This is a genomic window from Streptomyces sp. NPDC059009 (assembly GCF_042740175.1).
In the GTDB taxonomy this organism is placed as follows: Bacteria; Actinomycetota; Actinomycetes; order Streptomycetales; family Streptomycetaceae; genus Streptomyces.
On the sequence record NZ_JBHYJB010000006.1, the window covers coordinates 37,915 to 59,470 of the forward strand.

Annotated in this window: 19 protein-coding genes and 1 tRNA gene; 8 read left to right on the plus strand and 12 right to left on the minus strand. The window is 73.4% G+C overall.

The window, feature by feature from the left end:
* Positions 1 to 126: 126 nt before the first annotated feature.
* The gene (locus ACFWYM_RS07780) at positions 127 to 1,269 is read left to right on the plus strand and encodes an LLM class flavin-dependent oxidoreductase (protein WP_384831603.1); all 1,143 of its coding nucleotides are present in this window, start codon (positions 127 to 129) and stop codon (positions 1,267 to 1,269) included.
* Between the two features lie 63 nt (positions 1,270 to 1,332).
* On the opposite strand, the gene ACFWYM_RS07785 is transcribed toward ACFWYM_RS07780, so the two are convergent.
* Together ACFWYM_RS07785 and ACFWYM_RS07790 are read right to left on the minus strand one after the other, a co-directional pair.
* Positions 1,333 to 2,742 carry an MFS transporter gene (locus ACFWYM_RS07785; protein WP_384831606.1) on the minus strand — a complete coding sequence of 470 codons (1,410 nt, stop codon included), beginning with the start codon at positions 2,740 to 2,742 and terminating at the stop codon, positions 1,333 to 1,335.
* 44 nt (positions 2,743 to 2,786) lie between these two features.
* A complete protein-coding gene (locus ACFWYM_RS07790) occupies positions 2,787 to 3,200 on the minus strand; it encodes a nuclear transport factor 2 family protein (protein ID WP_384831609.1) in 414 nt (137 codons plus the stop codon).
* A gap of 147 nt (positions 3,201 to 3,347) precedes the next feature.
* Between ACFWYM_RS07790 and ACFWYM_RS07795 the strand changes: the two genes are divergently transcribed.
* On the plus strand, positions 3,348 to 4,265 hold the full coding sequence (locus ACFWYM_RS07795) for a LysR family transcriptional regulator (protein WP_384831611.1): 918 nt from the start codon (positions 3,348 to 3,350) through the stop codon (positions 4,263 to 4,265).
* Here the strand turns inward: ACFWYM_RS07795 and ACFWYM_RS07800 are convergent.
* A complete protein-coding gene (locus ACFWYM_RS07800) occupies positions 4,262 to 6,127 on the minus strand; it encodes a putative bifunctional diguanylate cyclase/phosphodiesterase (RefSeq protein WP_384831614.1) in 1,866 nt (621 codons plus the stop codon). The two genes, ACFWYM_RS07795 and ACFWYM_RS07800, sit on opposite strands and share 4 nt — an antisense overlap.
* A gap of 294 nt (positions 6,128 to 6,421) precedes the next feature.
* On the opposite strand from ACFWYM_RS07800, the gene ACFWYM_RS07805 reads away from it, so the two are divergent.
* The gene (locus tag ACFWYM_RS07805) at positions 6,422 to 7,702 is read left to right on the plus strand and encodes a M6 family metalloprotease domain-containing protein (protein ID WP_384831616.1); all 1,281 of its coding nucleotides are present in this window, start codon (positions 6,422 to 6,424) and stop codon (positions 7,700 to 7,702) included.
* Positions 7,703 to 7,821: 119 nt separating this feature from the next.
* On the opposite strand, the gene ACFWYM_RS07810 is transcribed toward ACFWYM_RS07805, so the two are convergent.
* The 7 genes from ACFWYM_RS07810 to ACFWYM_RS07840 all read right to left on the minus strand — a co-directional run bounded on the left by ACFWYM_RS07810 (position 7,822) and on the right by ACFWYM_RS07840 (position 14,149).
* Positions 7,822 to 7,895 (minus strand) — tRNA-Lys (locus tag ACFWYM_RS07810).
* Positions 7,886 to 8,512 (minus strand): bifunctional DNA primase/polymerase, encoded by a 627-nt coding sequence (locus ACFWYM_RS07815; RefSeq protein WP_384831619.1) that lies wholly within the window; start codon positions 8,510 to 8,512, stop codon positions 7,886 to 7,888. Before ACFWYM_RS07815 ends, ACFWYM_RS07810 begins: the two co-directional genes overlap by 10 nt.
* 167 nt (positions 8,513 to 8,679) lie before the next feature.
* Positions 8,680 to 9,033, minus strand: coding sequence for a hypothetical protein (locus ACFWYM_RS07820; protein ID WP_384831622.1), 354 nt, complete (start codon positions 9,031 to 9,033; stop codon positions 8,680 to 8,682).
* A gap of 95 nt (positions 9,034 to 9,128) precedes the next feature.
* Positions 9,129 to 10,490, minus strand: a complete 1,362-nt coding sequence (locus tag ACFWYM_RS07825; RefSeq protein WP_384831625.1) for an AAA domain-containing protein — start codon at positions 10,488 to 10,490, stop codon at positions 9,129 to 9,131.
* Complete coding sequence (locus ACFWYM_RS07830) at positions 10,487 to 12,076, minus strand: hypothetical protein (RefSeq protein ID WP_384831628.1); 1,590 nt, start codon at positions 12,074 to 12,076, stop codon at positions 10,487 to 10,489. Before ACFWYM_RS07830 ends, ACFWYM_RS07825 begins: the two co-directional genes overlap by 4 nt.
* The gene (locus ACFWYM_RS07835) at positions 12,067 to 13,251 is read right to left on the minus strand and encodes a hypothetical protein (protein ID WP_384832089.1); all 1,185 of its coding nucleotides are present in this window, start codon (positions 13,249 to 13,251) and stop codon (positions 12,067 to 12,069) included. Before ACFWYM_RS07835 ends, ACFWYM_RS07830 begins: the two co-directional genes overlap by 10 nt.
* The gene (locus ACFWYM_RS07840; RefSeq protein WP_384831631.1) at positions 13,172 to 14,149 is read right to left on the minus strand and encodes a phosphatase PAP2 family protein; all 978 of its coding nucleotides are present in this window, start codon (positions 14,147 to 14,149) and stop codon (positions 13,172 to 13,174) included. The genes ACFWYM_RS07835 and ACFWYM_RS07840 overlap by 80 nt, the downstream gene beginning before the upstream one ends.
* A 194-nt stretch (positions 14,150 to 14,343) precedes the next feature.
* Here ACFWYM_RS07840 and ACFWYM_RS07845 point away from each other — a divergent pair, with 194 nt between their 5' ends.
* Positions 14,344 to 14,943, plus strand: a complete 600-nt coding sequence (locus tag ACFWYM_RS07845) for a histidine phosphatase family protein (protein ID WP_384831634.1) — start codon at positions 14,344 to 14,346, stop codon at positions 14,941 to 14,943.
* A 22-nt stretch (positions 14,944 to 14,965) separates the two neighbouring features.
* Here ACFWYM_RS07845 and ACFWYM_RS07850 read toward each other — a convergent pair whose 3' ends face one another.
* Positions 14,966 to 16,420, minus strand: a complete 1,455-nt coding sequence (locus ACFWYM_RS07850; protein ID WP_384831636.1) for a tetratricopeptide repeat protein — start codon at positions 16,418 to 16,420, stop codon at positions 14,966 to 14,968.
* A gap of 297 nt (positions 16,421 to 16,717) precedes the next feature.
* On the opposite strand from ACFWYM_RS07850, the gene ACFWYM_RS07855 reads away from it, so the two are divergent.
* Both ACFWYM_RS07855 and ACFWYM_RS07860 read left to right on the plus strand, forming a co-directional pair.
* Positions 16,718 to 17,242, plus strand: coding sequence for a hypothetical protein (locus tag ACFWYM_RS07855; protein ID WP_384831638.1), 525 nt, complete (start codon positions 16,718 to 16,720; stop codon positions 17,240 to 17,242).
* Between the two features lie 68 nt (positions 17,243 to 17,310).
* Positions 17,311 to 18,174, plus strand: a complete 864-nt coding sequence (locus ACFWYM_RS07860; RefSeq protein ID WP_384831641.1) for a spermidine synthase — start codon at positions 17,311 to 17,313, stop codon at positions 18,172 to 18,174.
* A 55-nt stretch (positions 18,175 to 18,229) separates the two neighbouring features.
* On the opposite strand, the gene ACFWYM_RS07865 is transcribed toward ACFWYM_RS07860, so the two are convergent.
* A complete protein-coding gene (locus tag ACFWYM_RS07865) occupies positions 18,230 to 18,787 on the minus strand; it encodes a hypothetical protein (protein ID WP_384831644.1) in 558 nt (185 codons plus the stop codon).
* 98 nt (positions 18,788 to 18,885) lie between these two features.
* On the opposite strand from ACFWYM_RS07865, the gene ACFWYM_RS07870 reads away from it, so the two are divergent.
* Positions 18,886 to 19,578 carry a response regulator transcription factor gene (locus ACFWYM_RS07870; RefSeq protein ID WP_384831647.1) on the plus strand — a complete coding sequence of 231 codons (693 nt, stop codon included), beginning with the start codon at positions 18,886 to 18,888 and terminating at the stop codon, positions 19,576 to 19,578.
* Positions 19,575 to 20,957, plus strand: a complete 1,383-nt coding sequence (locus ACFWYM_RS07875) for an ATP-binding protein (protein ID WP_384831650.1) — start codon at positions 19,575 to 19,577, stop codon at positions 20,955 to 20,957. The genes ACFWYM_RS07870 and ACFWYM_RS07875 overlap by 4 nt, the downstream gene beginning before the upstream one ends.
* Positions 20,958 to 21,556: the final 599 nt, after the last annotated feature.

Sequence of the window (21,556 nt, forward strand, 5' to 3'; positions counted from 1 at the left end):
GGGAATAAACGGAGAACCACTCCTGTTCGCCTCTGCGTACCCCATGACGTACCTCATGACGCACCCATGGCGTACCCACACGACGTACGTACGGACGCAGCACAGCGAACGCAGCAGGAGGCCCCCGTGGCACAGGACGCAGTGGACCGGAACGAAGGGCGCGCGGGCGAACCGGGCGACGCGGGCGACGGGATCCGCGGCGAGCGGCACGGCACCGCACCCGTGCCCCTGTCCGTCCTCGATCTGGTCACCGTCGGCGCCGGGCGCACCGCGAGCGACGCGCTGCGCACCAGCGTGACCCTCTCGCGCCTCGCCGAGCGGCGCGGCTTCCACCGCTACTGGGTGGCCGAGCACCACTCGATGCCGGGCGTCGCCTCCTCCTCGCCCGCCGTGATCCTGGCCCACCTCGCCGCCCACACCGACCGCATCCGGCTCGGCTCCGGCGGCGTCATGCTGCCGAACCACGCGCCCCTCGTCATCGCCGAGCAGTTCGGCACCCTGGAGGCGCTCGCCCCGGGCCGCGTCGACCTGGGCCTCGGCCGCGCGCCCGGCACGGACGGCGCCACGGCCGCCGCCCTGCGCCGCACGGACCGCCTGAACGAAGGCGCCGACGACTTCCCCGAACAGCTCGCCGAGCTCACCCGCTTCCTCGACGACGACTTCCCGGACGGGCACCCGTACGCCCGCATCCACGCCGTGCCGGGCCCGATCCAGGCGACCTCGCCCGGTGGCGTGCAGTCCGCGCACCGGCCCCCGGTCTGGCTGCTCGGCTCCTCCGGCTTCAGCGCCCGGCTCGCCGGGGTCCTCGGCCTGCCGTTCGCCTTCGCGCACCACTTCTCCGCGCAGAACACGGTCCCGGCCCTCGACCTCTACCGCGAGTCCTTCCGCCCCTCGGCGGTGCTCGCCGAGCCGTACGCCCTGATCGGCGTCTCGGCGCTCGCGACGGACGAGGAGCGGGAGGCCCGCCGCCAGGTCATGGCCGCCGCCCTCAACATGGTCCGGCTGCGCACCGGCCGCCCGGGTCTCGTGCCGACGCCCGAGGAGGCCGAGGCGTATCAATTCAACGAGATGGAGCGGGAGTTCATCGCGAACTGGAACTCCAACGTCATCCACGGCACCGCCGACGAGGTCCGCACCGGCCTCGACGACCTGGCCAAGCGCACCGGCGCCGACGAGCTGATGCTGACGGCCAACGCGCACAGCTCCGACGTCCGCGTGCACAGCTACGAGCTGATCGCGGACGCGTACGGGCTGCCGGACGCTTCCTGAGCACACACGCGGGCGCCGCCCCCGGTGAGGGGGCGGCACCTGCGTACGTCGTACGTTCTCAACTCACCGGCGCCGCAGCGCCGTCGCCACCACCGGCAGCCCGGCGGCCGCGATCAGGCCCGCCACCAGGAAGCCGTGGTGCAGCCCGGCGACCAGGTCGGTCCCGCTCGCCGAGACGACGGCCGTCAGGATCGCCGTGCCGATCGCGCCGACGTACAGCGGCATCTGCGCGATCGAACCGCCCACGCCCTGCTCGTCCTCGCTCAGACCCGAGGTGATGGTGGCGACCACTGCCACCACCGACAGCACGTGGCCGAAGCCCATCGCACCCGAAGTGACAAGCAGCAGCGGCAGGTTGGCGTCGGCCGGGAGCAGGAACATCCCGGTGGTCCCGGCGGCCTGGACGGCCAGGCCGAGCAGGAGCGCCGCGGCGGTGCCGCGCCGGGCGATGACCCGTGCGGCCAGCGTGCCGCCGGCGATCGCGGCCACGCCCTCGGCGAGGAACCCGAAGCCGGTGGCCAGCGGCGACCAGCCGAGCACGTCCTGCATGTAGAGGGTGAGCAGCAGGGTGGCGCCGCCGCACATCCCGTAGGTGATCGTGCCGACGAGGAAGCCCCACTTGACCGTGCGGCGCTTCAGCAGCCCGAGCGGCACGAGCGGCGCCGGGTGGCGGGCCTCGACGGCGAAGAACCCGGCGAGCAGGGCCACCGCGCCGACGAGGGACGCGAGGGTCGGCAGCGCGGCCCACCCGGCGTCCGAGCCGGTGGAGATGCCGTACACGAGGGCGGTCAGGCCGGCGCTGGAGAGCACGGCGCCGGGCAGGTCGAGCCGGTTGGCGCGGCGGACGTCGGTCTTGGGCAGGACGGTGAAGGAGCCGAGCAGGACGACGGAGCCGAGGGCCATCAGCAGGACCATCGTCCAGCGCCAGTTGAGCCCGCTGGTGATCACGCCGCCGCCGATGGTGCCGACGACGAAGCCGAGCGAGACGAGGGCGCCGTTCACGGAGAGCGCCTTGGTGCGCTGCGGGCCCTCGGGGAAGGCCGAGGTCATCAGGGCGATGGCGGTCGGCGCGATCATCGCGGCCGCGATCCCCTGCCCGGCGCGCGCCGCGATCAGCATGGCGGGCGACACGGCGGCCGCGGCCACCAGGGACAGCGCGGTGAACAGGAAGGTGCCGAGACGGAAGAGCCGCCGCCTGCCCACCAGGTCGGAGAGCCGCCCGAAGAGCGGAAGCAGCCCGGCGGTGGGCAGCAGGCACGCCGTCGCCACCCACTGCAGGGTGCTCGCGGATCCGAAGGCCAGATCGCGGCCGATCTCGGGCAGCGCCACCATGACGATCGAGTAGTCGAGGCCCGTCATGAAGGAGGCCCCGGCGAGGGTGATGAGAATGAGCCAGGCGCGAAGCCCAAATCCCTGGGAAACAGGGATGGTTGGGGCCGTTTCCGGCAAACGGGTGTCCAGGGAGGTGGTCATGGGGTTCCTCAGCAGAAGGGGAAGGAAGGGGAAATGAGTGAGCGTCAGGCGGTGTACACGCGGCGGAAGAAGGCGTCCGCCTGCGCCTGGTCGGCGGGGTACTTCCGGATCTCGGCGATCCGTCGGCCGTCGATTCCGTCGACTCCGTCGTTGATACGGAAGATCAGCACCCAGGTCGTGTCGAGCGTGCCGTCGTCGGAGCGGCACCGGTGCACCTCGACGACGTGCCGGTCGTCGGCGCCCTGGAAGAGCACCTCGGCCCGGAAGTCGCACTCCGCGAGCCGCCGGAAGTACGCGACGATCGCGTCGGCGCCCCGGTGGGTCCCGGCGAGGGGATGGTCGCCGGGCACGTGCCACACCGCGTCGGGCGCCAGGACGGCGGTGCGCAGCGTGTGCAGGTCGCCGGTGGCGTACGCGGCGAAGAAGCGCCGTACGAGCTCGGGTCCGGTGAGCGCCATCGTGATCTCCCCCTTTCCATAAGGCCGTTGTCTGTTGTCCGTTGTCCGGTGTCCGTGGTCTGTTGCCGGGTGGCTTTCCTGGTGACGCATTGAGCTTCGCCCCGCCCCCGCACCCCGGTCCAATACCCCTTTCCATAACCTGATGGCATGGACATCGACACCCGCCTGCTGCGCTACTTCGCCGCCGTCGCGGAGGAGGGGCATCTCACCCGGGCCGCCGAGCGCCTCTTCATCTCGCAGCCCGCCCTGACCAAGCAGATCAAGCAGCTGGAGGCCCAGCTCGGCGTGGAGCTCTTCACGCGCTCACGGGCGGGGATGGCGCTCACCGACGCGGGCCGCGCCCTGGCCGCCGCGACGCCCGCCGTCCTGGACGCCTGGGACGGTGCCCTGCGGACCACGCGCGGCGCCGCGAGCCAGGCGGCGCGGGTGCTGCGGGTCGGGTTCGTGGCGAGCGGCGCCAACGAGCTGACGCAGCGCATCGTCGCCGAGTTCGCGCGCCGCCGCCCCGGCTGGCGGGTCCAGCTCACCCAGACCGCCTGGGACGACCCGACCGCGGGCCTGGCGAGCGGCGCGGCGGACGCGGCCCTGCTGCGGCTGCCCTGCCCCGGCCAGGACGCCCTGCGGACCGAGGTGTTGATCACCGAACAGCGCTGGGTGGCGCTGCCCGCGACCCACCCCCTGGCCGCCCGCGAGACGATCGACTTCCATGACCTCTTCGACGAGCCCTTCGTGGCCACGCCCCCCGAGTCCGGCTGGTGGCGCGACTACTGGCTGGCCACCGACGAACGCGAGGGCCACCCGGCGACGATCGGCGCCGTCGCCCACAACCCCGACGAGTGGCTCAACGCCATCGCCAACGGCTACGGCGTCTCCCTCACCCCCGAGGCCACGTCCCGCTTCTACCAGCGCCCCGACGTGGTCTACCGCCCGGTGCGCGGGGTGAGCCCGAGCGAGGTGGGGGTGGCGTGGCCGAAGGGGGGTCAAGTGCCGGAGGTGGTACGGGACTTCGTACAGGCTTCGATCGCCGTACGGGGTGAACACCGGCCGGACGAACCCGCGTCCTAGCCGGCGGCGAGCAGCGCGGAGATACGATCCGGCGCCACGGGCCGCGAGTAGAGCCACCCCTGCCCCGTGTCGCACCCGATCCGCCGCAGCCGCTCGGCCTGGCCGGAGGTCTCCACGCACTCCGCGGTGACGGTCAGCCCCAGCCGGTGCGCCAGCTGCACCAGCGCCTCGACGATCACCTCGTCGGCGGGGTTGATGTGCGGCGCCTCGCCGGAATCCGCGTTCGCCTCGTACTGGAAGCCCCGGACGAACGATCCGTCCAACTTCAGTACGGAGACGGGGAGCCGGCTCAGATACGCGAGGTTCGAGTAGCCGGTGCCGAAGTCGTCGATGGCGATGCGCACACCCATGTCGCTGAGCGCCTGGAGGGCCTGCAGCGGGCGGCCCGCCGACCCCATCACGGCGGACTCCGTCAGCTCCAGCTGCAGCAGGCGCGGCGCGAGCCCCGTCTCGGCGAGGATCTCCGCGACGTCCGCGACCAGGTCGGAGTCCCAGACCTGCCGCACCGCGACGTTCACGCTCACGAACAGCGGATCCCTGTCCGGGTGTTCGAGCTGCCAGCGACGGGCCTGGCGGCAGGCGGTCCGCAGCACCCACCGCCCCAGCTGCACGATCGACCCGTCCTCCTCGGCCAGGCCGATGAACCGATTCGGCGTCAATAGGCCAAACTGCGGATGCCGCCAGCGCACGAGTGCCTCGACCCCGCTCACGTCGCCGCCGTCCAGGCTCACCAACGGCTGGTAGTCCAGGACGAATTCATCGCGCTCGACGGCGGGCCGCAGCGAGCTGGAGAGGGCCTGCCGGGTCATGCGGTGCGCGTTGCGCTCCGGGTCGAAGAGCGTCCAGCGGGCCTTGCCGTCGGTCTTCGCCCAGTACAGCGTGGTGTCCGCGGCCTGCATCAGACCGGTCGTCGTGGTACCCGCCGCGCGCCGCTCCACGACGCCGATGGAGGCCGAGACGGCGAGCCGCTGCCCCGACAGGTCGAAGGGCTCCTGGAGCGCCTTGAGGGCCGCCTCGGCGAGGTCGGCCAGCTGGTCGGTGCCGGTGGAGTCCTCCACGAGCAGCGCGAACTCGTCACCGCCGAGCCGGGCCACCAGCGGCGCCGCGGCCCTGCCGTACCCGGCCTGGTCGGCGCAGCGGGTGAGCCGCTCGGCGACGGCGGCGAGCAGCCGGTCCCCGACGCGGTGCCCGAGGGTGTCGTTGACCGCCTTGAACCCGTCCAGGTCGAGATAGCAGAGCCCGATCCGCCCGGTGCTGGTGTCGTCGTACGCGCCCGCCTCGAGCGCCGTGGCGAGCCGCTCGAAGAAGAGGCTGCGGTTGGGCAGGCGGGTCACCGGGTCGTGCATCTGGAGGTGGCGCAGGCGGGCCTGGAGCTCGCGGCGCGCGCTGATGTCGGCGACGGAGAGCAGCACGGCGGAGGCGCCGTGCGGCATCGGCGTCACGGTGATCTGCGCCCACAGGGAGTGCCCGTCGGGGTGTTTGAGCCGCCGGGTGCAGCGCAGCCGGGCCTGCCGGCCGCGGAGCACCTCGCGGTACGCGTGCCAGGTGCGGGCGTCGGAGGCCAGGTCCACCAGATCGGCGGCGATCTTCCCGGTCAGCTCGGCCGGGGAGACGCCGGTGAGGGCGGCGAAGGCGTCGTTCGGGGCGACGACGTGGCCGTCGCGGTCCACGACGGCGAGGGGGAGGGGGGCCGCGGCGAAGGCCGCGGAGAAGTCGGTGCTGCGATGGTGCCGGCCGCCCTGCGCCAAGGGATCCGCGCACGGTTCGCCCTGGGGCGGGGTGCGACGCTCCGTGACGGGCGGCCTCACTGGTTCGGGTTCTGATACCGCCGTGGGCGTGGGCCCTTCAGACGTTCCGTTCACCGCTTGCTCCCGCAGTGCAGTTGATCTCGGGCAGTGCCAATCGGGCCGGGTCCGCGCAGGAAAGTGTGCCGATCATAGAGGCAGGCCAGAGCGGCGTTCCAGCCACGTCCCGGTCTCGCGTGGCGGCCGCTCCGGGCGGCCGACGATTTCTGCTCGGCCCCCGACCGCTCCCGTCGCCTACGGTCCCGAACCGATCGCTTGTGACATTCCGTGAATGGTCCGGGAGCCGTCCACTCACTCTCCCGGGTCAGACAAACAGGGCGAAGTTCAACAAAACATCACAGGGTGGGTGGGGTGTCCCGCATTCCGCACCCGGAGGTCGACGTGCCGCGTCAGCTCCCCCCTTGGGGACTCACCCGTGGAGGGGAGCGGCCCTGGCTCCGCAGCACGGCCGCCGCCTTCACGTCCCTGACCGCCCTCGCCGCCACCGGGCTCGTCGCCGGACCCACCACCGCCCACGCCGCGGCGCCCCCGTGCGCCCTCCAGCGCACCTCGGCCCACCACTCGGAGGGCCTGGACAGCTGGAACACGGCCTATCCGCGGCCGGACCGGAACCTGGACGCGGTGATGGTCTTCCTCTCGTTCCCGGACTCCCCGCCGCTGACCACGCCCGAGGAGCTGACCGCCGACTACTTCCCGGCCACCAGCCAGTTCTTCGAGCGCGCCTCGTATGGCAAGTTCACGCTGCGCCCGCACCCTCAGCGCGAGTGGATCGAGATGCCGGAGGACTCCACCTCGTACGAGATACAGCGTGACTGGAACGCCTCGCGGCGCACCGCCTACCTCCGCGACGCGGTGGCCGCCGCCGATCCGCACGTCGACTTCGGCAAGTACGACATCGTCTACTTCGTCGCCGACCCGGACGCCCCGGGCGTCGACTCGGACGCGACGAAGGTGGTCAACTTCGACGAGCCGATGCGGGCCGACGGCACGGACCTGAAGCGGATCGTCACGGTCTTCGAGCAGCACCCGCCGGACCGCAACGTCCTCGCCCACGAGACGGGCCATGTCTTCGACCTCCCGGACCTCTACCACCGCCCCTCGGACGGCAAGGGCGACTGGGACACCTACGTCGGCGACTGGGACGTCATGGGCAGCCAGTTCGGGCTCGCCCCGGACCTCTTCGGCTGGCACAAGTGGAAGCTGGGCTGGCTCGACCCGCGGCAGGTGCGGTGCGTGACCCCGGGCACCGACCGGCTCACCCTGGAGCCGCTCTCCTCGGCCCCCGTGCGCGGCGACGTGGGCGGCGCGAAGCTCGCGGTGATCCGTACGGGCCGCGACTCGGCCATCGCCCTGGAGGCCCGCGGCCCCTCCGGCAACGACCACGCCACCTGCAGCCAGGGCGTCCTGGTCTACCGGGTGAGCGGCGCGGCGGCGTCCGGCCGCGGCCCCGTCGAGGTCGTCGACGCCCATCCCCGCTCGGAGTCCTGCTGGTCGGAGTCGGTCTACCCACCGCTCGCGGACGCGCCGGTGCGCGCGGGCGAGAGCTTCACGGTGCCGGGCGAGGACGTGCGGGTCACGGTGGAGGGGCGGACGGCTTCGGGAGCGTGGACGGTGAAGGTCGTCTCCGGCTAGGGCGCCCTACTGGGGGGTGTGGGTGGCGGAGCCCCCACAACGCGCGGCGAAGCCGCGCAGAAACAGAAGTGGCGGGTTGCGATCGCGCTTTCTGCGATCACAACCCGCCACTCGTCACGTGCGCCGCCAGGGACTCGAACCCCGGACCCGCTGATTAAGAGTCAGCTGCTCTAACCAACTGAGCTAGCGGCGCCTGCTGACGTCGTAGACCTTAGCATCCTGATCGGCGGGAGGAAAAATCGATATACGCACGGTGGAAGCCGAGGTCGAGCGGGCCGCCCGGACGCAGGCCCAGAGCATGACCTCGGGCCCCGGGAGCCAGGGGTGGCGGGTGTCGGGGGCCACCAGCCAGCGGGAGTCGAGCCGGGGGGAGGGCCGGGCGGCGGGCGGGGTGTCGGCCCCCGTGGTGGGCGGCGGGACGGTCACCGCGTCCCCCACGCCGTGGCAGAGGACCGAGGGCACGGCGGAGCCCCACTCCTCCCACTCCAGGAGGGACGGGAGGCGGTGGGCGGTGCCGGGGGCGGCGAAGAGCAGCACACGGCCGCGGTGCGCGGCGACGGGGCCCGAGCCGGGCCCGTCCTCCCATAACCGGTCGAGCATCCGCCGCCCGAAGACCGCGGGCACGCTCACCACGTCGAAGACGGAGCCGCAGGGCAGGACGGCCGGGGCGGCGGGCCGTGCGCGCCAGTGGGTGAGGGCGCTGCGGGGATACGTTTCGGCGGAGGCGAGCCAGGCGGCGCCTTCGGAGGTGACCTCGTGGGGGTGCGGCGCGGGGAGAGCGGGATGTGTGGGGAGAGGTGTGCTGCTCATGCCGGATACATCTACCGGTAGTGAGGGTTCCATTTCTGAGAGTTGCCGGAAAACGGGACAAGGGTGGGTGGGGTGGAGTACCTTGCCCCCTTGGCATATGCCAGAAGATCGTGTGCGGGCCTTCGGAACGGCTCGGGTGATCGCTGCCCGTGCGGCTCAGTTGCGGCTCAGGACTCGCCTGCCGCCCGCCCGCGCAGCAGGTCACGGCCGAACTCGACCATCTTCTTCGCGTAGTCCTCGGTCCACTCCGCGCGCTCGGCGATCGCCGCGGCGGTCAGCCGGTCGAAGCGGCGCGGATCCGCGAGCTGGGCGGCGGCGATGGCCTGGAACTCGATGGAGCGGTCCGTCGCGGCTCGGAAGGCGTGGGTCAGCTCCGTGGCCCGGGAGAGCAGTTCGCGGGGGTCCTCGATCTTCTCCAGGTCGAAGAAGTTCTCCGGATCGGCGGCGGCTTCCGCGGGTTCGAAGAGCAACGGCGCGGGTCGCATCCGCCGCTGCTCCGTGGGCCGCTCGGGCTCCGCCATGGGTCACTCCTCCTCATCGACACCGGCCACTCGGCACTGGGCCGTCTCCCATTGTCCCTGGAGCCGCAAGTACGTCGGCGGGCCCGCCCACCGGGTCAGGGCCGCCACGCCACCCGGTGCTCCTCAAGGCGCGCGAGCACCGCGTGGTTCGCCTCCCAGCCATCAGGGAACTTGACCGTGACGCCCAGTTGGACCGGGTCCGTCGACGGGTGGTCGTCGAGGAGGGGGCCCACGCCCGCGCGGCACACCACGATGCAGGCGTGGCGGTGGCGGGAGGCCAGGACGCAGAGACGGCCCGTCTCCAGGTGGAAGGCCGTGGCGTCGGGGCGGCCCGAGAGGGGGTGCAGGACGACCGTCACGTCGAACTCGCGGCCCTGGAGGCGGTTCGCGGTGTCCACCGTGACGTCCGTGACGGCGAGTTCGGCGAGGGCCGCGCGGACCGCCGCCGCCTGGTCGCGGTGGGCGGTGCCGACGGCGATGCGGTCGGCGGTGAGGGGGGTGGGGGACGGGGAGCGCTCCGACGTCGCCGCGCCGCCCCGGTCCAGGAGGCGGCGGACGACCTGGGCGAGTGCCCGTACCGCCTCCGGGTCCGTACGCGGGGTGTGGCGCGCGGGGAGTTCGAGGAGGCCCCAACCCGCCTGCGCCGCCTCGTCGATGACCCGGTCCGGGCCCGAACCGTCAGATGGGACCGCGAAGTTGAGCGTCCGGTCGCCGTGATCCGTGCCGCTGCGGAACGGCGTGTACGGGTAGAACGCGTCCGAGACCAGGGGTGCGGCCGAGGCCGGCAGGCGCCAGGAGACGGGGAGGCGGTGCTGGGGGAGGTCCGGGTTGTGCGCCAGGAGCGTGGAGACGGCGGAGGCCGAGGGGTCGTAGGCCAGCCCCGCCCACTGCTCCGCGCCGACGATCGCGAAGGGGTCCAACTGGCCCGGGTCGCCCACGAAGAGGGCCTTCTCGAAGAGCCCGGCCACCGCCAGGAGCGCATCCGAACGCATCTGGTACGCCTCGTCGACGATCGCGTGCCGCCACGGCTCGACGTTGCTCACGTGCGCCCACTTCGCGGCCGTGGAGATGACGACGTCGAGCCCGGCGAGGTCGCCCGCCTTCGTCGACGTACGGACGTTGCGCAGATCGTCCAGGGCTTTGTCGTACGCGTCCGGGTCGCTGCTGTGCAGACGGCCGACCGGCAGCTCCGGGTCCTTCTCGGCGAGGCGCAGGACGAGGTCGTCCACCTGCGCGTTCGTCTGCGCGATCACCATCAACGGGCGGCCCGCGGCGGCCAGTTCGCGGGCCGCGCGGACGACGAGCGTGGACTTCCCCGCGCCCGGCGGGGAGTCGACCACGACGCCCCGGTGCTCGCCGTGGAGCGTGTCGTGGAGGATCGCGTCGGTGGCGCGCGTCGCCGCGGCCGCCGGGTCGAAGGGGGTGTGCCGCGTGGTCGCAGTAGTCACATCGGTCACAGCGTGTCCTCCGGCGTGACGGGGTCGGGGCTCTCGGCGGTGGCGGCGGGCGGGCCGCCGTGCGTCCACGGCGTCTCCTCCGGGTCCGGCAGCTTCGGCCCGCCGCGCTGCTCGTGCTCGAACAGCGTCCAGCAGATCCGGTCGCCCTTCTCCGGTACGGAGCCGGCGTCGGGCTCCTTGCCGCGGCCCATCTTGTCGAGGAGGCGCAGCACCACGACCTGAACGTCGCCCTCCTCCTCGTACGCGACGAACTCGGCCGACTGGGGCTTGCCTTCGAGGGAGCGGTACACCTTCGTGCGCTCGCCCAGGTGCGGCCGGTCGTCCGTGGCGACGGTGAGCAGCGGGCGGGGGCGCCCCTTCTCGCTGTACGCCATGACCGCCTCCGTCACCTCGCCCGCGAACGCCTCGCCCGCGAGCCGGCGGCCCGCCATGACGAGGGGGTCGTCGAGGGCTTCCTGGGCGTCCAGGCGGGCCTGTTCGCGCTCGCGCGTGGCCAGCTTGTTCGCCGCCGTCACCGCGTCGTCCAGGCGGGGCTGCGGGGGCTCGCCCGCGCTCACCCGGTCGCGGTGGCCGGTGAACGACCAGCGGTCGCGGGTCCAGCGGTCCTCGGCGTGCGCGGCCTCGGGGAGCGTGCACAGGGCGTCCAGGCCGCGCCACACCGCGTCCCACGTGGGCCGGGTGCGGCTCTCGATCAGGGCGCGGATCTCCCGCTCCGCCACGGCCAGTTCGGCCAGGCGCGCGTCCGCCTCGACGCCGTCCTCCGCCGCCGCGAGGGAGCTGCGCGCGCGGTCGTGGCGCTCGATGGCCGGGGCCAGCAGGTCGTTGTCGAACGCCGGGTCGGTGGCCGGGCCCGCGGGCGGGCACAGCAGCTGTCCGGCCGCGTCCCGGCCCAGCTCGGCGCGGAGCGCGGCCTCGGCGCCCGACGTGCCCTCGGGGGCCTCGATCCAGGCGAGCAGCGCGCCCAGGTGCTGCTCCTCCAGGGTGGACTGGCCCGTCGCCCAGTGCCGCGACAGGAGGTCCGTCATGGCCGTGAGGAGGGACGAGCCGGGCACGCGGGCGCGCTCCCCGAAGTGCGTCAGCCAGCGGCCCAGGAGGGGGACGCGGGGCGGCGCGGGATACGGGGCGTCCGGGTCCTGCTCGGCGGTGCGCCGGAACCGCATGGAGCGCCCCAGGAGCCGTACGAACTCGATGCCCGCGCGGCTCGGCACGATCAACTGCGGTGCGTCCGCGCACAGTTCGGCCTCGACGGTGATGCGCTTGCCGGTCTCCGCGTCGGTCTCCTTGCGCTCGACCGCCTCGATCTCCGTGGCATACGACTCCACGTACGGAAGGACGACGTCGGCGAGCTCGGCCAGGAACGTGAACCGCAGGTCGCGGTCGCGCGGCTGGGCCACGAACAGCAGCCGCGGCGCGGTCCGCTCCGTCCCCACGAGAGCCCCGAGCGGCGCCCCCGCCTCGCCCGCCGTGGTGAGCGGGACGAGGACGAGGGGCCGCTGCGAGAGCCGCCGGTGCCGCACGGTCGCCCGCGGCTGCGCGCGGCCCGTGGAGACCGCTTCGAGGCGGGCCAGGTTGTCGATCAGAGACACGCGGGCACCCCCGCCGTGCGTGCGGCACCCGCCCCGGAGAGCGCCTCCGCGCGCAGCGCCGACGCCCTGCGCAGGGCCGCCACCGCCGGGTCGTCCGGATCGCCGGTGTGGCCCGAGGCCGCCGACAGCACGCCCTCGACCGTCGTCAGGCCGCCGAGCTCGCCGCGCAGGGACCGGCCCAGGGACGTGACCTCGCCGCCCGCGCGGGAGCGGTCGCGGCAGTGGAAGGCCAGCTCGCAGGCGGCCAGGCACTCGGGGGCGTAGGTCGCCGGGACCGAGGCGACCGCCGACGTCAGCTCCTCGGGGGTGCGGGAGACGTCGAACGTCGTGCCCTCGGGGAGCTCCGCCGCGATGTCCTCGACGCGGGTGAGCCGGGCCAGCTGGCGGCGGGTCACCGAGAGCTGCTTGCGGACGTCGATCGCGGCCGCCGTGGGGAGGTTCGAGAAGTCCTTGGGGCAGACCAGGAGGACCCGGTCGCGCAGGCGCGGGGCGGGCTCGGGCAGCCGGGCCGCGACCTGCTCCAGCGCCAGCACGTACACCGCCGCCTGCCGGGCCGCGGCGCCCACCTTCGCCGGGTCCGCCGCGCCGTCGATCATCGGGAAGGACTTGATCTCGACGACGGTCCAGCTCCCGTCCGGCGCGACCACCACCGCGTCCGGCTCCAGGAACGCCGGGGTGCCCGCGACGTCGAGCGCCAGCATGGGGTGGTCGAGCAGCGTCCAGCCTCCCGAATGCGTGGCCTCGCGCAGGGCGAGCGCCGTGCGGGCGGCCCGGCCCTCGGGGCCCACCGCCGACAGGTCGGGCACGGCCGCCTCACCGGGGAGCGGCTCGTCGCCGCCGCCCACGTGTGTGTGCGTGAGCCGCAGCAGCTCCGCGCCGCCGTCGGCCTTCACCTTCGCCTCGAAGGCGTTGCCGCGCATGAACGCGAACTGGGACTGACCGAAGGCGCCGGGCGCGCCCAGCGAGTCCGCGAGCGCCGCCTTGTCCACCCCTGCGCCGTCCAGCAGCGCTCTGCGCCGGCACCCGGGATTGGCGGCGAGTGCGGCCAGGGCGCGGGCGTCCAGCGCCTTCGCGGGGACGTCCGGGCCGCGCAGCTCAGCGAGCCGGTGCCGGAGCGCCGTCGTCCGCGTCGGCGGGCTGGGTACCCGTCTTGGCTCCCGGACCGGATCCCGCACTGGCTCCCGGCTCGGCAGGCTGCTTGCGCTGTCGGGGAATTCGCTCACGCGGGGAAGTCTGGCACCCGGCACCGACAATTGAGGACTCTGCGTCGTCAGAGGCGGCGGGGGAGCCCGCGAGGGACGGGAACAGGCGGGCCTTCACCCGGTCCGCGACGCGCATCACCGGCTTGGCGAGCAGGAACCCGATGCCCATCACCACGACACCCGCGACGGCGTCGAGGAGATAGTGGTTCGCGGTGCCCATCACCACGATCGTCGTGCCCAGCGGGTAGACCACCGCGGCCACCCTGGTCAGCGGCGAGCGCCCGTGCCGCCACAGCATGATCCCGCACCACAGCGCCCAGCCCACGTGCAGGCTGGGCATCGCCGCGTACTGGTTGGTCATGCCGCCCATGCCGCGCGGGGCGCTCGCCTCGCCGCCCCACCAGCCCCAGTTGCTGTACTGCGCCATGGTGTCGACGAAGCCATGGCCCGCGCTGAGCAGCCGGGGCGGGCACGTCGGCAGGAGCGTGAAGCCGATCAGGCCGATCAGGGTCGAGGTCATCAGCCAGGCGCGGGCGGCCCGGTAGTGGACCGAGCGGCTGCGGAAGAGCCAGATCAGGATCGCGGGCGTGACCAGGTAGTGCAGCGAGGCGTACCAGAAGTCGGCCGGGACGCCGATCCACGCCTGCTGGGTGAAGAGCCGGTTCAGCGGGCTCTCGGCGTTGATGTGCAGGGCCTTCTCGATGTCGAGGATCCCGACGCCGTGGTCCACGGCGCTCTGCACGGACCCGCGCGCGAGCAGCCGTCCCGCCGAGTAGGCGGCGTACACGAGGACGATCAGCGGAAGCTCGGTCCACCAGCGGAGCCGGTGCCCGGATATGCCCGCGGTGCCCGGAGCGTCGGTCTGCGGCATCCGGTGGTTCCCCCAAATCAAATCTCTGGACTTCCTGCGGCAAGGCCGCCGCCACACTTTACGGCGTGCCGTGGCACCCGCAGGGCTGCCCCTGGTCGACAAAGACGCTGAGATCCACGAGCGGGTTGCCTCCCGTACGAGTGAGTGATGATGGAGAGGCAGCACAGATCATCCCAAGTCGGAAGGCCCCCCTCATGGCACCGCGCATCCTGCTGGCCCGGCACGGACAGACCGCCTGGTCGCTGTCCGGGAAGCACACCGGCAGGACGGACGTCCCGCTCCTGGACGAAGGCCGCCGCGGCGCCAAGCTCCTCGGCGAGCGCCTGCACCGCGCCCCCTTCGACGGCCTCTCCGAAGTGGAGATCCGCACCAGCCCCCTCTCCCGCGCGCGGGAGACCTGCGAGCTGGCGGGCTTCGGGGACCGCGCCACCACGTGGGACACGCTCATGGAGTGGGACTACGGCGCGTACGAGGGGATGACGCCCGCCGAGATCCAGGAGATCAGGCCCGGCTGGTTCATCTGGCGCGACGGCGTCCCCAGGGGCGAGACCATCGAGCACTTCACCGCGCGCGCGGACGAGGTGGTGGCCTGGGCCCGCGAGGCCGACCGCGACGTGCTGGTCTTCGCGCACGGGCACATGCTGCGGGCGATCGGCGCGCGCTGGCTCGGCGAGGACATCGACTTCGCCGCCCGTATCCGGCTCAGCCCCACCTCGCTGTCCGTCCTCGGCTGGGCCTACGGCGCCCCGGCCATCGAGTCCTGGAACGAGACGGGCCACCTGGAGCACGTGTAACCGGTCACGGCGAAGCACGTGCCTACACGGCCCTCGGCAGCGCCGCGTGCCGCTCCAGGAACCCGCCGACCCCCGAGGCGCGCCGGTGCGGTAGCAGCACCCGCGCGGTCGTCGCGAGCATCGACTGGATCCGCGAGGACTGCACCTCGTCCAGGAGCGCGATCACCCGCAGCCCCGCCGTCGCCGCCTCGTCCGGGCGCCCCGCGCGGGCCAGGTCGTCGGCGAGCTCGGCGGTGTAGAGCGCGATGTTCCGGGTGAACTGCGGGGTCTGCGCACAGGCCACGGCGGCCGCGCGGCGGGCGTGCCGGGAGGCGCGCGCCCAGTCGCCGAGCGCCGACCAGCACTGCGCCTCCAGGCCCTCCAGCTCGGCCTCCCCGTAGAAGCTCATCCACTCCGGGTCGGCGTCCGAGGGGCCCCGGTCGAACAGGGCGTGGGCGCGGGTCAGGGACTGCTCACAGCCCGCCCGGTCGCCGAGCCCCGCCCAGCCCCCCGCCTCCCGCAGCGCGAGCAGTGACAGCAGCTGCGGCGAGGAGAGGTGCTTGGCGGCGCGCGCGGCGGCCTGCGCGGCCCGCACCGCCTCGCGGGGGCGCCCGGCGTCGCGGGCCAGGAAGGCCGTGTTGCAGAAGGCGTGCGCCTCGAGGCCCGGGTCGCCGGCCATCCGCGCGGTGGCGAGCGCCTCCGCGTAGTGCGAGCGGGCGTCGTCGAAGCGGCCCGAGTCGTGCGCCAACCAGCCGACGGAGATGGCCAGTTCACCGGCGCCCGCGTGCAGCCGGTCGGCCGTGCACTGGCGGGTGGTGCCCGCGTCGAGCAGGTCGAAGGCGGTGCGCAGCGGGGCGGCGGCCCGCCGGTAGAGCCCGTCGGCGCCGTGCCGGTCGTCGAGCAGCCGGATCCTGCGCACGGCCTCTTCGACCGCGCTCACCTCCGCCTCGCCCACCCGGCGGATGTCATGGGCCCGTCGGTCGAGGGCCTCGGCGGGCTCCCCGACGTTGAGGCCGAAGGGCACCAAAGAGGCGGCCGCCACGGTGGCCGTGGAGCCGGTCATGAACGCGCGACGTTGCACGTCGCTCTCCTCGTAACTCTGGATCTCGCTGTGCTGGATCTCGAACGGCTGGGTGGCGGTGGAGAGTTCGGGGTGCGGCGGGGGCGCCGCACCCACGGTCTGCGCCCCCCGCCCGCGCACCGTCTCGCGGGGCGCGAATCCCAGGTCCGTCAGCGTGCGGTCGGGGAACATGTGCAGAAACACCCGCTCGTACGCGTAGTTGGGGCAGCGGATCTGGCCCGCCTCGACGCGTCCGATGTAGCGGGCGTCGCAGCTGACCCGCTCCCCGATCTCGCGGGCGGCCCGGCGCACCGCGGCGGCGAACTCGCCCGGCGAGAGCTGCCCGCGCAGCCTGCGGAAGACGAGGTTGGGCCGCGGGTCCCCCGGAGCGGGGGACTGCGGTGCTTGCGCTGACGATGCCATCGATGACGACGCCATGGCCGTTTGCCCTCTCGTGCGGAGCGTGCCGGACGAGTGGTGCGGGATCGGTCGGGACCCCGCATCGCTGCCCCTGTTCCGGCGGAGCACGAAGGTACCGGCTGTGACCGCTCCGGCACGCGGAGTTTGGCTACAAACCGGATATCTCACCCGCGATCTGCCATGAAGTGCCATCCTTTGCGGCGGCGTGGCGCCGTAGCCGTTGACGACGTCGCGCGTTGAACCATGCGGAGAGGGAGCGCCGCGACCATGCGGCTTCCGCACTGACGAGGAGGGGTTCCCTTGTTGGAGGTCGGCATGGAGAGCATCGGCGACAGCAGCCGCCTCGGCGGCATCCCACAGCCCCCACAGAGCCCACAGTCCCCCCAGCCCCAGCCCCAGTCCCCCCAGCCCTCACAGACCACGGCCCGGCACCGGCCGACGCCCGAGCACAGCGCGCCCCCGTCCGGCGCGGCCCCCTGCGACCTGGTGACCGTCCCGGCCCGGCAGGGCCTGGAGGCGGTCGACATCCTGCGCCGCGGGGCCGGGGACGGCGTGGGGCCCGTGCTGCACGACGGCGGCTGCGACACCCTCGGCTTCCTGGTGCCGCCCGGCACCGCGGACGGCTGGGACCTGCCGGGCAGCGCGTGCACGCAGACGTACGGGCGCGGTGTGTCCCTCGCCCCGGAGACCCGCCCCGAGCTCGACCCCGCGCCGCCCGTCGCCGGGACCGGCTGGCTGGTGCCGCCCCGCGAGGCCGACCCGGTCACGGACCCGGTGGTCCTGCGCGCCGCGCTCGGCCAGGCGGCACGGACCATCGAGGCCGCCGACAACTGCCGCTGACCCCGGCCCCGGGCAGGCCCCCGGGAGATCAACGGGTGCGCGCCCCCGCGGCCGCGGATAATGGCCCGATGGCGAGGAAGGCACGGTCCAGGGACAGCGCGCGGGAAGCCGTCGTGGAGAAGGTCGACGGCGGGCTCGCGGAGCTGATGCCCGACCGGGACCGGCCGCGCGCCTGGACGCTGCTCGTGGACGGTGCCCCGCAGTCGCACGTCGACCTCGACGACCCCGCCCACCTCGACTTCGAGTACCAGCGCAGGCTCGGCCACATCGCCGACCTCGTCGCCCCGCCGGGCAAGCCCGTCCACGCCCTGCACCTGGGCGGCGGCGCCCTCACGATGGCGCGCTACATCGCCGCGACCCGCCCCCGCTCCACCCAGCAGGTCGTCGAGCGCGACTCCGCCCTGGTCCAACTGGTCCGCCGCGAGCTGCCGTTGGACCCCCAGGCCCGGATACGGGTGCGGGGCGCCGATGCCCGCGAGGCGCTCGAGAAGGTCGCGGACGGCTGGGCGGACCTCGTCATCGCGGACGTCTTCAGCGGCGCCCGCACCCCCGCCCACCTCACCACGACGGAATTCCTGACCGCCGTCCGCAGAGTCCTCAAGCCCGGCGGGTACTACGCGGCCAACCTCGCCGACGGTCCGCCGCTCGCCTATCTGCGCGGGCAGGTCGCCACGGCCGCCGCCGTCTTCCCCGAGCTCGCCCTCGTCGCCGACCCGACGGTGCTGCGCGGCAAGCGGTTCGGGAACGCGGTGCTCCTCGGCTCCGACACCCCGCTGCCGGTCCCGGAGCTGACCCGGCGCAGCGCGGGCGACCCGCACCCCGGAAGGGTCGAACACGGCCGGGCGCTGGCGGACTTCACCGGGGGAGCGGCGGCCGTGACGGACGCGGCCGCGGTGGCTTCACCGGCACCACCGCCCTCGGTCTTCAGATGAAGACGCACAAGAGGGCGCACAAGAAGACGTACAAAAAGCCGAAGCCGTACGAGGGTCAGTACTTGTCGATCTCGACCATCGGCTTGTGGTCGTGCCAGGTGCAGAAGACCGAGACCTTCGCGGCGCCGCCGGTGAACTCCACGCGGATCCACGACTCCTGCTTCCACACCTGCACCGACCAGCCCGACGCCGGGGTCGCGGAGACCAGCGTCGCGGAGTCCTCGCCGATGTCGAAGACGACCCGGCCGCCGTCGGTGTTGTAGCTCTTCACATTCCCCGCGGACGCCGACGAGGACGCCGAGGACGAGGACGAGGACGAGGGCGGCGGCTCGGGGTTCTTCGTGCCCGGTTTCGACGACTTCGAGGGGGTCGGCTTCGAGGGCTTGCCGGACGGCTTGTGGCTCTTCGACGGCTTGCCGGAGGACGGCGGGTTCTCGGGGCGCTGGGTCGCGGAGACGAGCGGCTCGGCGCCCGCCCCGCTCTGCAGCGGAAGGGCGCGCGGCGGGTCGTAGGCGGTGCCCGCCATCACCGTGTGGACACCCCACCAGGACAGCGTGACCGCCGCGCCGGTGGCGAGCGACCAGGCCATTGCGTGTATGAGTCCTCTGCGCATCGCGGGCCATACTGCACCACGGACGCCTTCGCTGTCGTGTGCGACCAGGGTGTGACCGCGGAGGACCGCGTTCCCTCGTATGGCGTACGGTGCCGCCCATGGCAAGTGTGCTCGTCGTCGAGGATGACCAGTTCGTGCGCTCCGCCCTCATCCGGCATCTGACGGACGCCTCGCACACCGTGCGGAGCGTCGGGACGGCCCTGGAGGCGCTGCGCGAGGTCGCTCATTTCCGGTTCGACGTGGTGATCCTGGACCTCGGTCTGCCCGACCTCGACGGGGCCGAGGCCCTGAAGATGCTGCGCGGCATCACCGACGTACCCGTGATCATCGCCACGGCCCGCGACGACGAGGCGGAGATCGTCCGGCTCCTGAACGACGGCGCCGACGACTACCTGACGAAGCCGTTCTCGGTCGAGCACCTCTCGGCCCGGATGGCGGCCGTGCTGCGCCGCTCGCGCGGCGGGGGCGGCGGCGAGGCCCCGCCCAGCCGCGAGATACGCGTCGGCGGCCTGGCCATCGACCCGCTGCGCCGCCAGGCCGAGCTGGACGGGGTGCGCCTGGACCTGACACGGCGCGAGTTCGACCTCCTCGCCTTCCTCGCCGGGCGGCCCGGCGTCGTCGTGCCCCGCAAGGAGCTGCTCGCCGAGGTCTGGCAGCAGAGCTACGGGGACGACCAGACCATCGACGTCCATCTGTCGTGGCTGCGGCGGAAGTTGGGCGAGACGGCCGCGAGCCCGCGCTATCTGCACACGCTGCGGGGCGTCGGCGTGAAGCTGGAGCCACCGCAGTGAGATGGGCCCTGGTCAAGGTCTGTCTGGCCGTCACGACGATGGTCGTGGTGGCCTTCGCGGTGCCGCTCGGCCTGGTCATCAAGGAGATGGCGCGGGACCGCGCGTTCTCGGCGGCGGAGCGGCACGCGGCAGGCATGGGCCCGACACTCTCCATCACCACCGACCGCGACCAGCTGAACCGCGCCGTCGCCACCTCCGAGGCGGGCGGCGACGGGCGGATGGCGGTGTACGTCCCGGCGATAGGCGACGCCCCGGCCCTCAAGATCGGCGACCGCCGCGCAACGCCCGCCGACGTCGAGGAGACCCGCAAGGAGGGCCGCGCCCGCACGGTGAAGGTGCCCGGCGGCTTCGCCCTCCTGGCCCCCACCGCGCTCAGCTCCGGGGTCGCCGTCGTGGAGATCTACGTCCCCGAGAGCGAGGTCAGCAACGGCGTCACCACGGCGTGGGTGGTGCTCGCGGGTGTGGGCGTCGCGCTGATCATCGGCTCCGTGGCGGTGGCGGACCGCTTGGGCGTACGGATGGTCCAGCCGGCCAAGCGGCTTGCGGGTGCGGCGCGTGACCTGGGGGAGGGGAAGCTGGGCGCGCGGGTGCGCGAGGAGGGCCCCACGGAGCTCCGGCAGGCCGGGGTCGCCTTCAACTCGATGGCGGACCAGGTGGTGCAACTCCTCGCCAATGAGCGGGAGTTGGCGGCGGACCTGTCCCACCGCCTGCGCACGCCGCTCACGGTCCTGCGCCTGAACGCCGCGTCCCTCGGTGACGGGCCCGCCGCCGAGCAGACCCGTACGGCCGTGGAGACCCTGGAGCGGGAGGTCGACACGATCATCCGCACCGCGCGCGAGGCCAAGCCCCAGACGGCCTCGGCGGGACCCGGGTCCGGGTGCGACGCCGCCGAGGTGATCCGGGACCGGATGGCCTTCTGGTCGGCGCTCGCGGAGGACGAGGGGCGTGAGGTGCGGGTGGCCGGGGTGGAGCGCCCCGTACGCATCCCGGTGGCGCGCCCCGACCTGGTGGCCGCGCTCGACGCGCTGCTCGGCAACGTCTTCCGGCACACGCGGGAGGGCACGGCCTTCGCGGTGGACGTGCACAACGGGGACGACGCGGTGATCGTTCTCGTCTCCGACGCGGGGGAGGGGATCGTGGATCCGGAGACGGCGTTGGCGCGGGGCGCGGGGTCGGGGGAGGACGGGTCCACGGGGCTCGGCCTGGACATCGTGCGGCGGCTGGCGGAGTCGACGGGAGGGGATGTCCGGATCGGGCGCTCCGTGCTGGGCGGCACCGAGGTCCGCATCTGGATCCAACTGGATGGGCGCCGCCCGGTCCGGCGGGGCCACCGGGGCGCTGCGGTGCGCCGCCGCAAGAGGGCTTCCAGCGCGAGCTGAGCGGTACGTACGTACCTCGGGGCGGAGCTCATTCGTGGTTGCTCCGAGCTGCGTCGTGGCGGGCCAGGTGCGGAACAGTCGCCCGGCGCCGGGGTGCCTGCGCCCACCCGTGCCGCCCTGCGGCACGACTGCCCGCAGGCGGCGAACACTTGCGGGCATAGGCGCTCTCGCTCTCGTGGGCGGCGGATGCTTGCGGGTGTCGGCGTCCTCGCTCCCGTAGGCGGCGGATGCTTGCGGGCATAGACGTCCTCGCTCCCGCAGGCGGCGGATGCTTGCGGGCATAGGCGCTCTCGCTCCCGCAGGCGGCGGATGCTGGCGGGTGTCGGCGTCCTTGCTCCCGCGGGCGGCGGATGCTGGCGGGCATAGGCGCCTTCCCTCCCGTAGGCGGTGGACGGCTGGGCTGTGGGGCATCGGCTCCCTCGGCCCGCAGGCGATGTGGCTTCGGTCCGCCAACGGTGCGGCTGCGGTGTGGCTGCGGTGTGGTTTCGGTTTGCGGGGGGTGTGGATCCGGTCTGCAGGCGCGATTCGGCCTGAGGGGACGGGGGCGGGTATGTCCGCCCGCAGTACTCCAGGTCATTCGCCGGTTGGCTCTGACCATC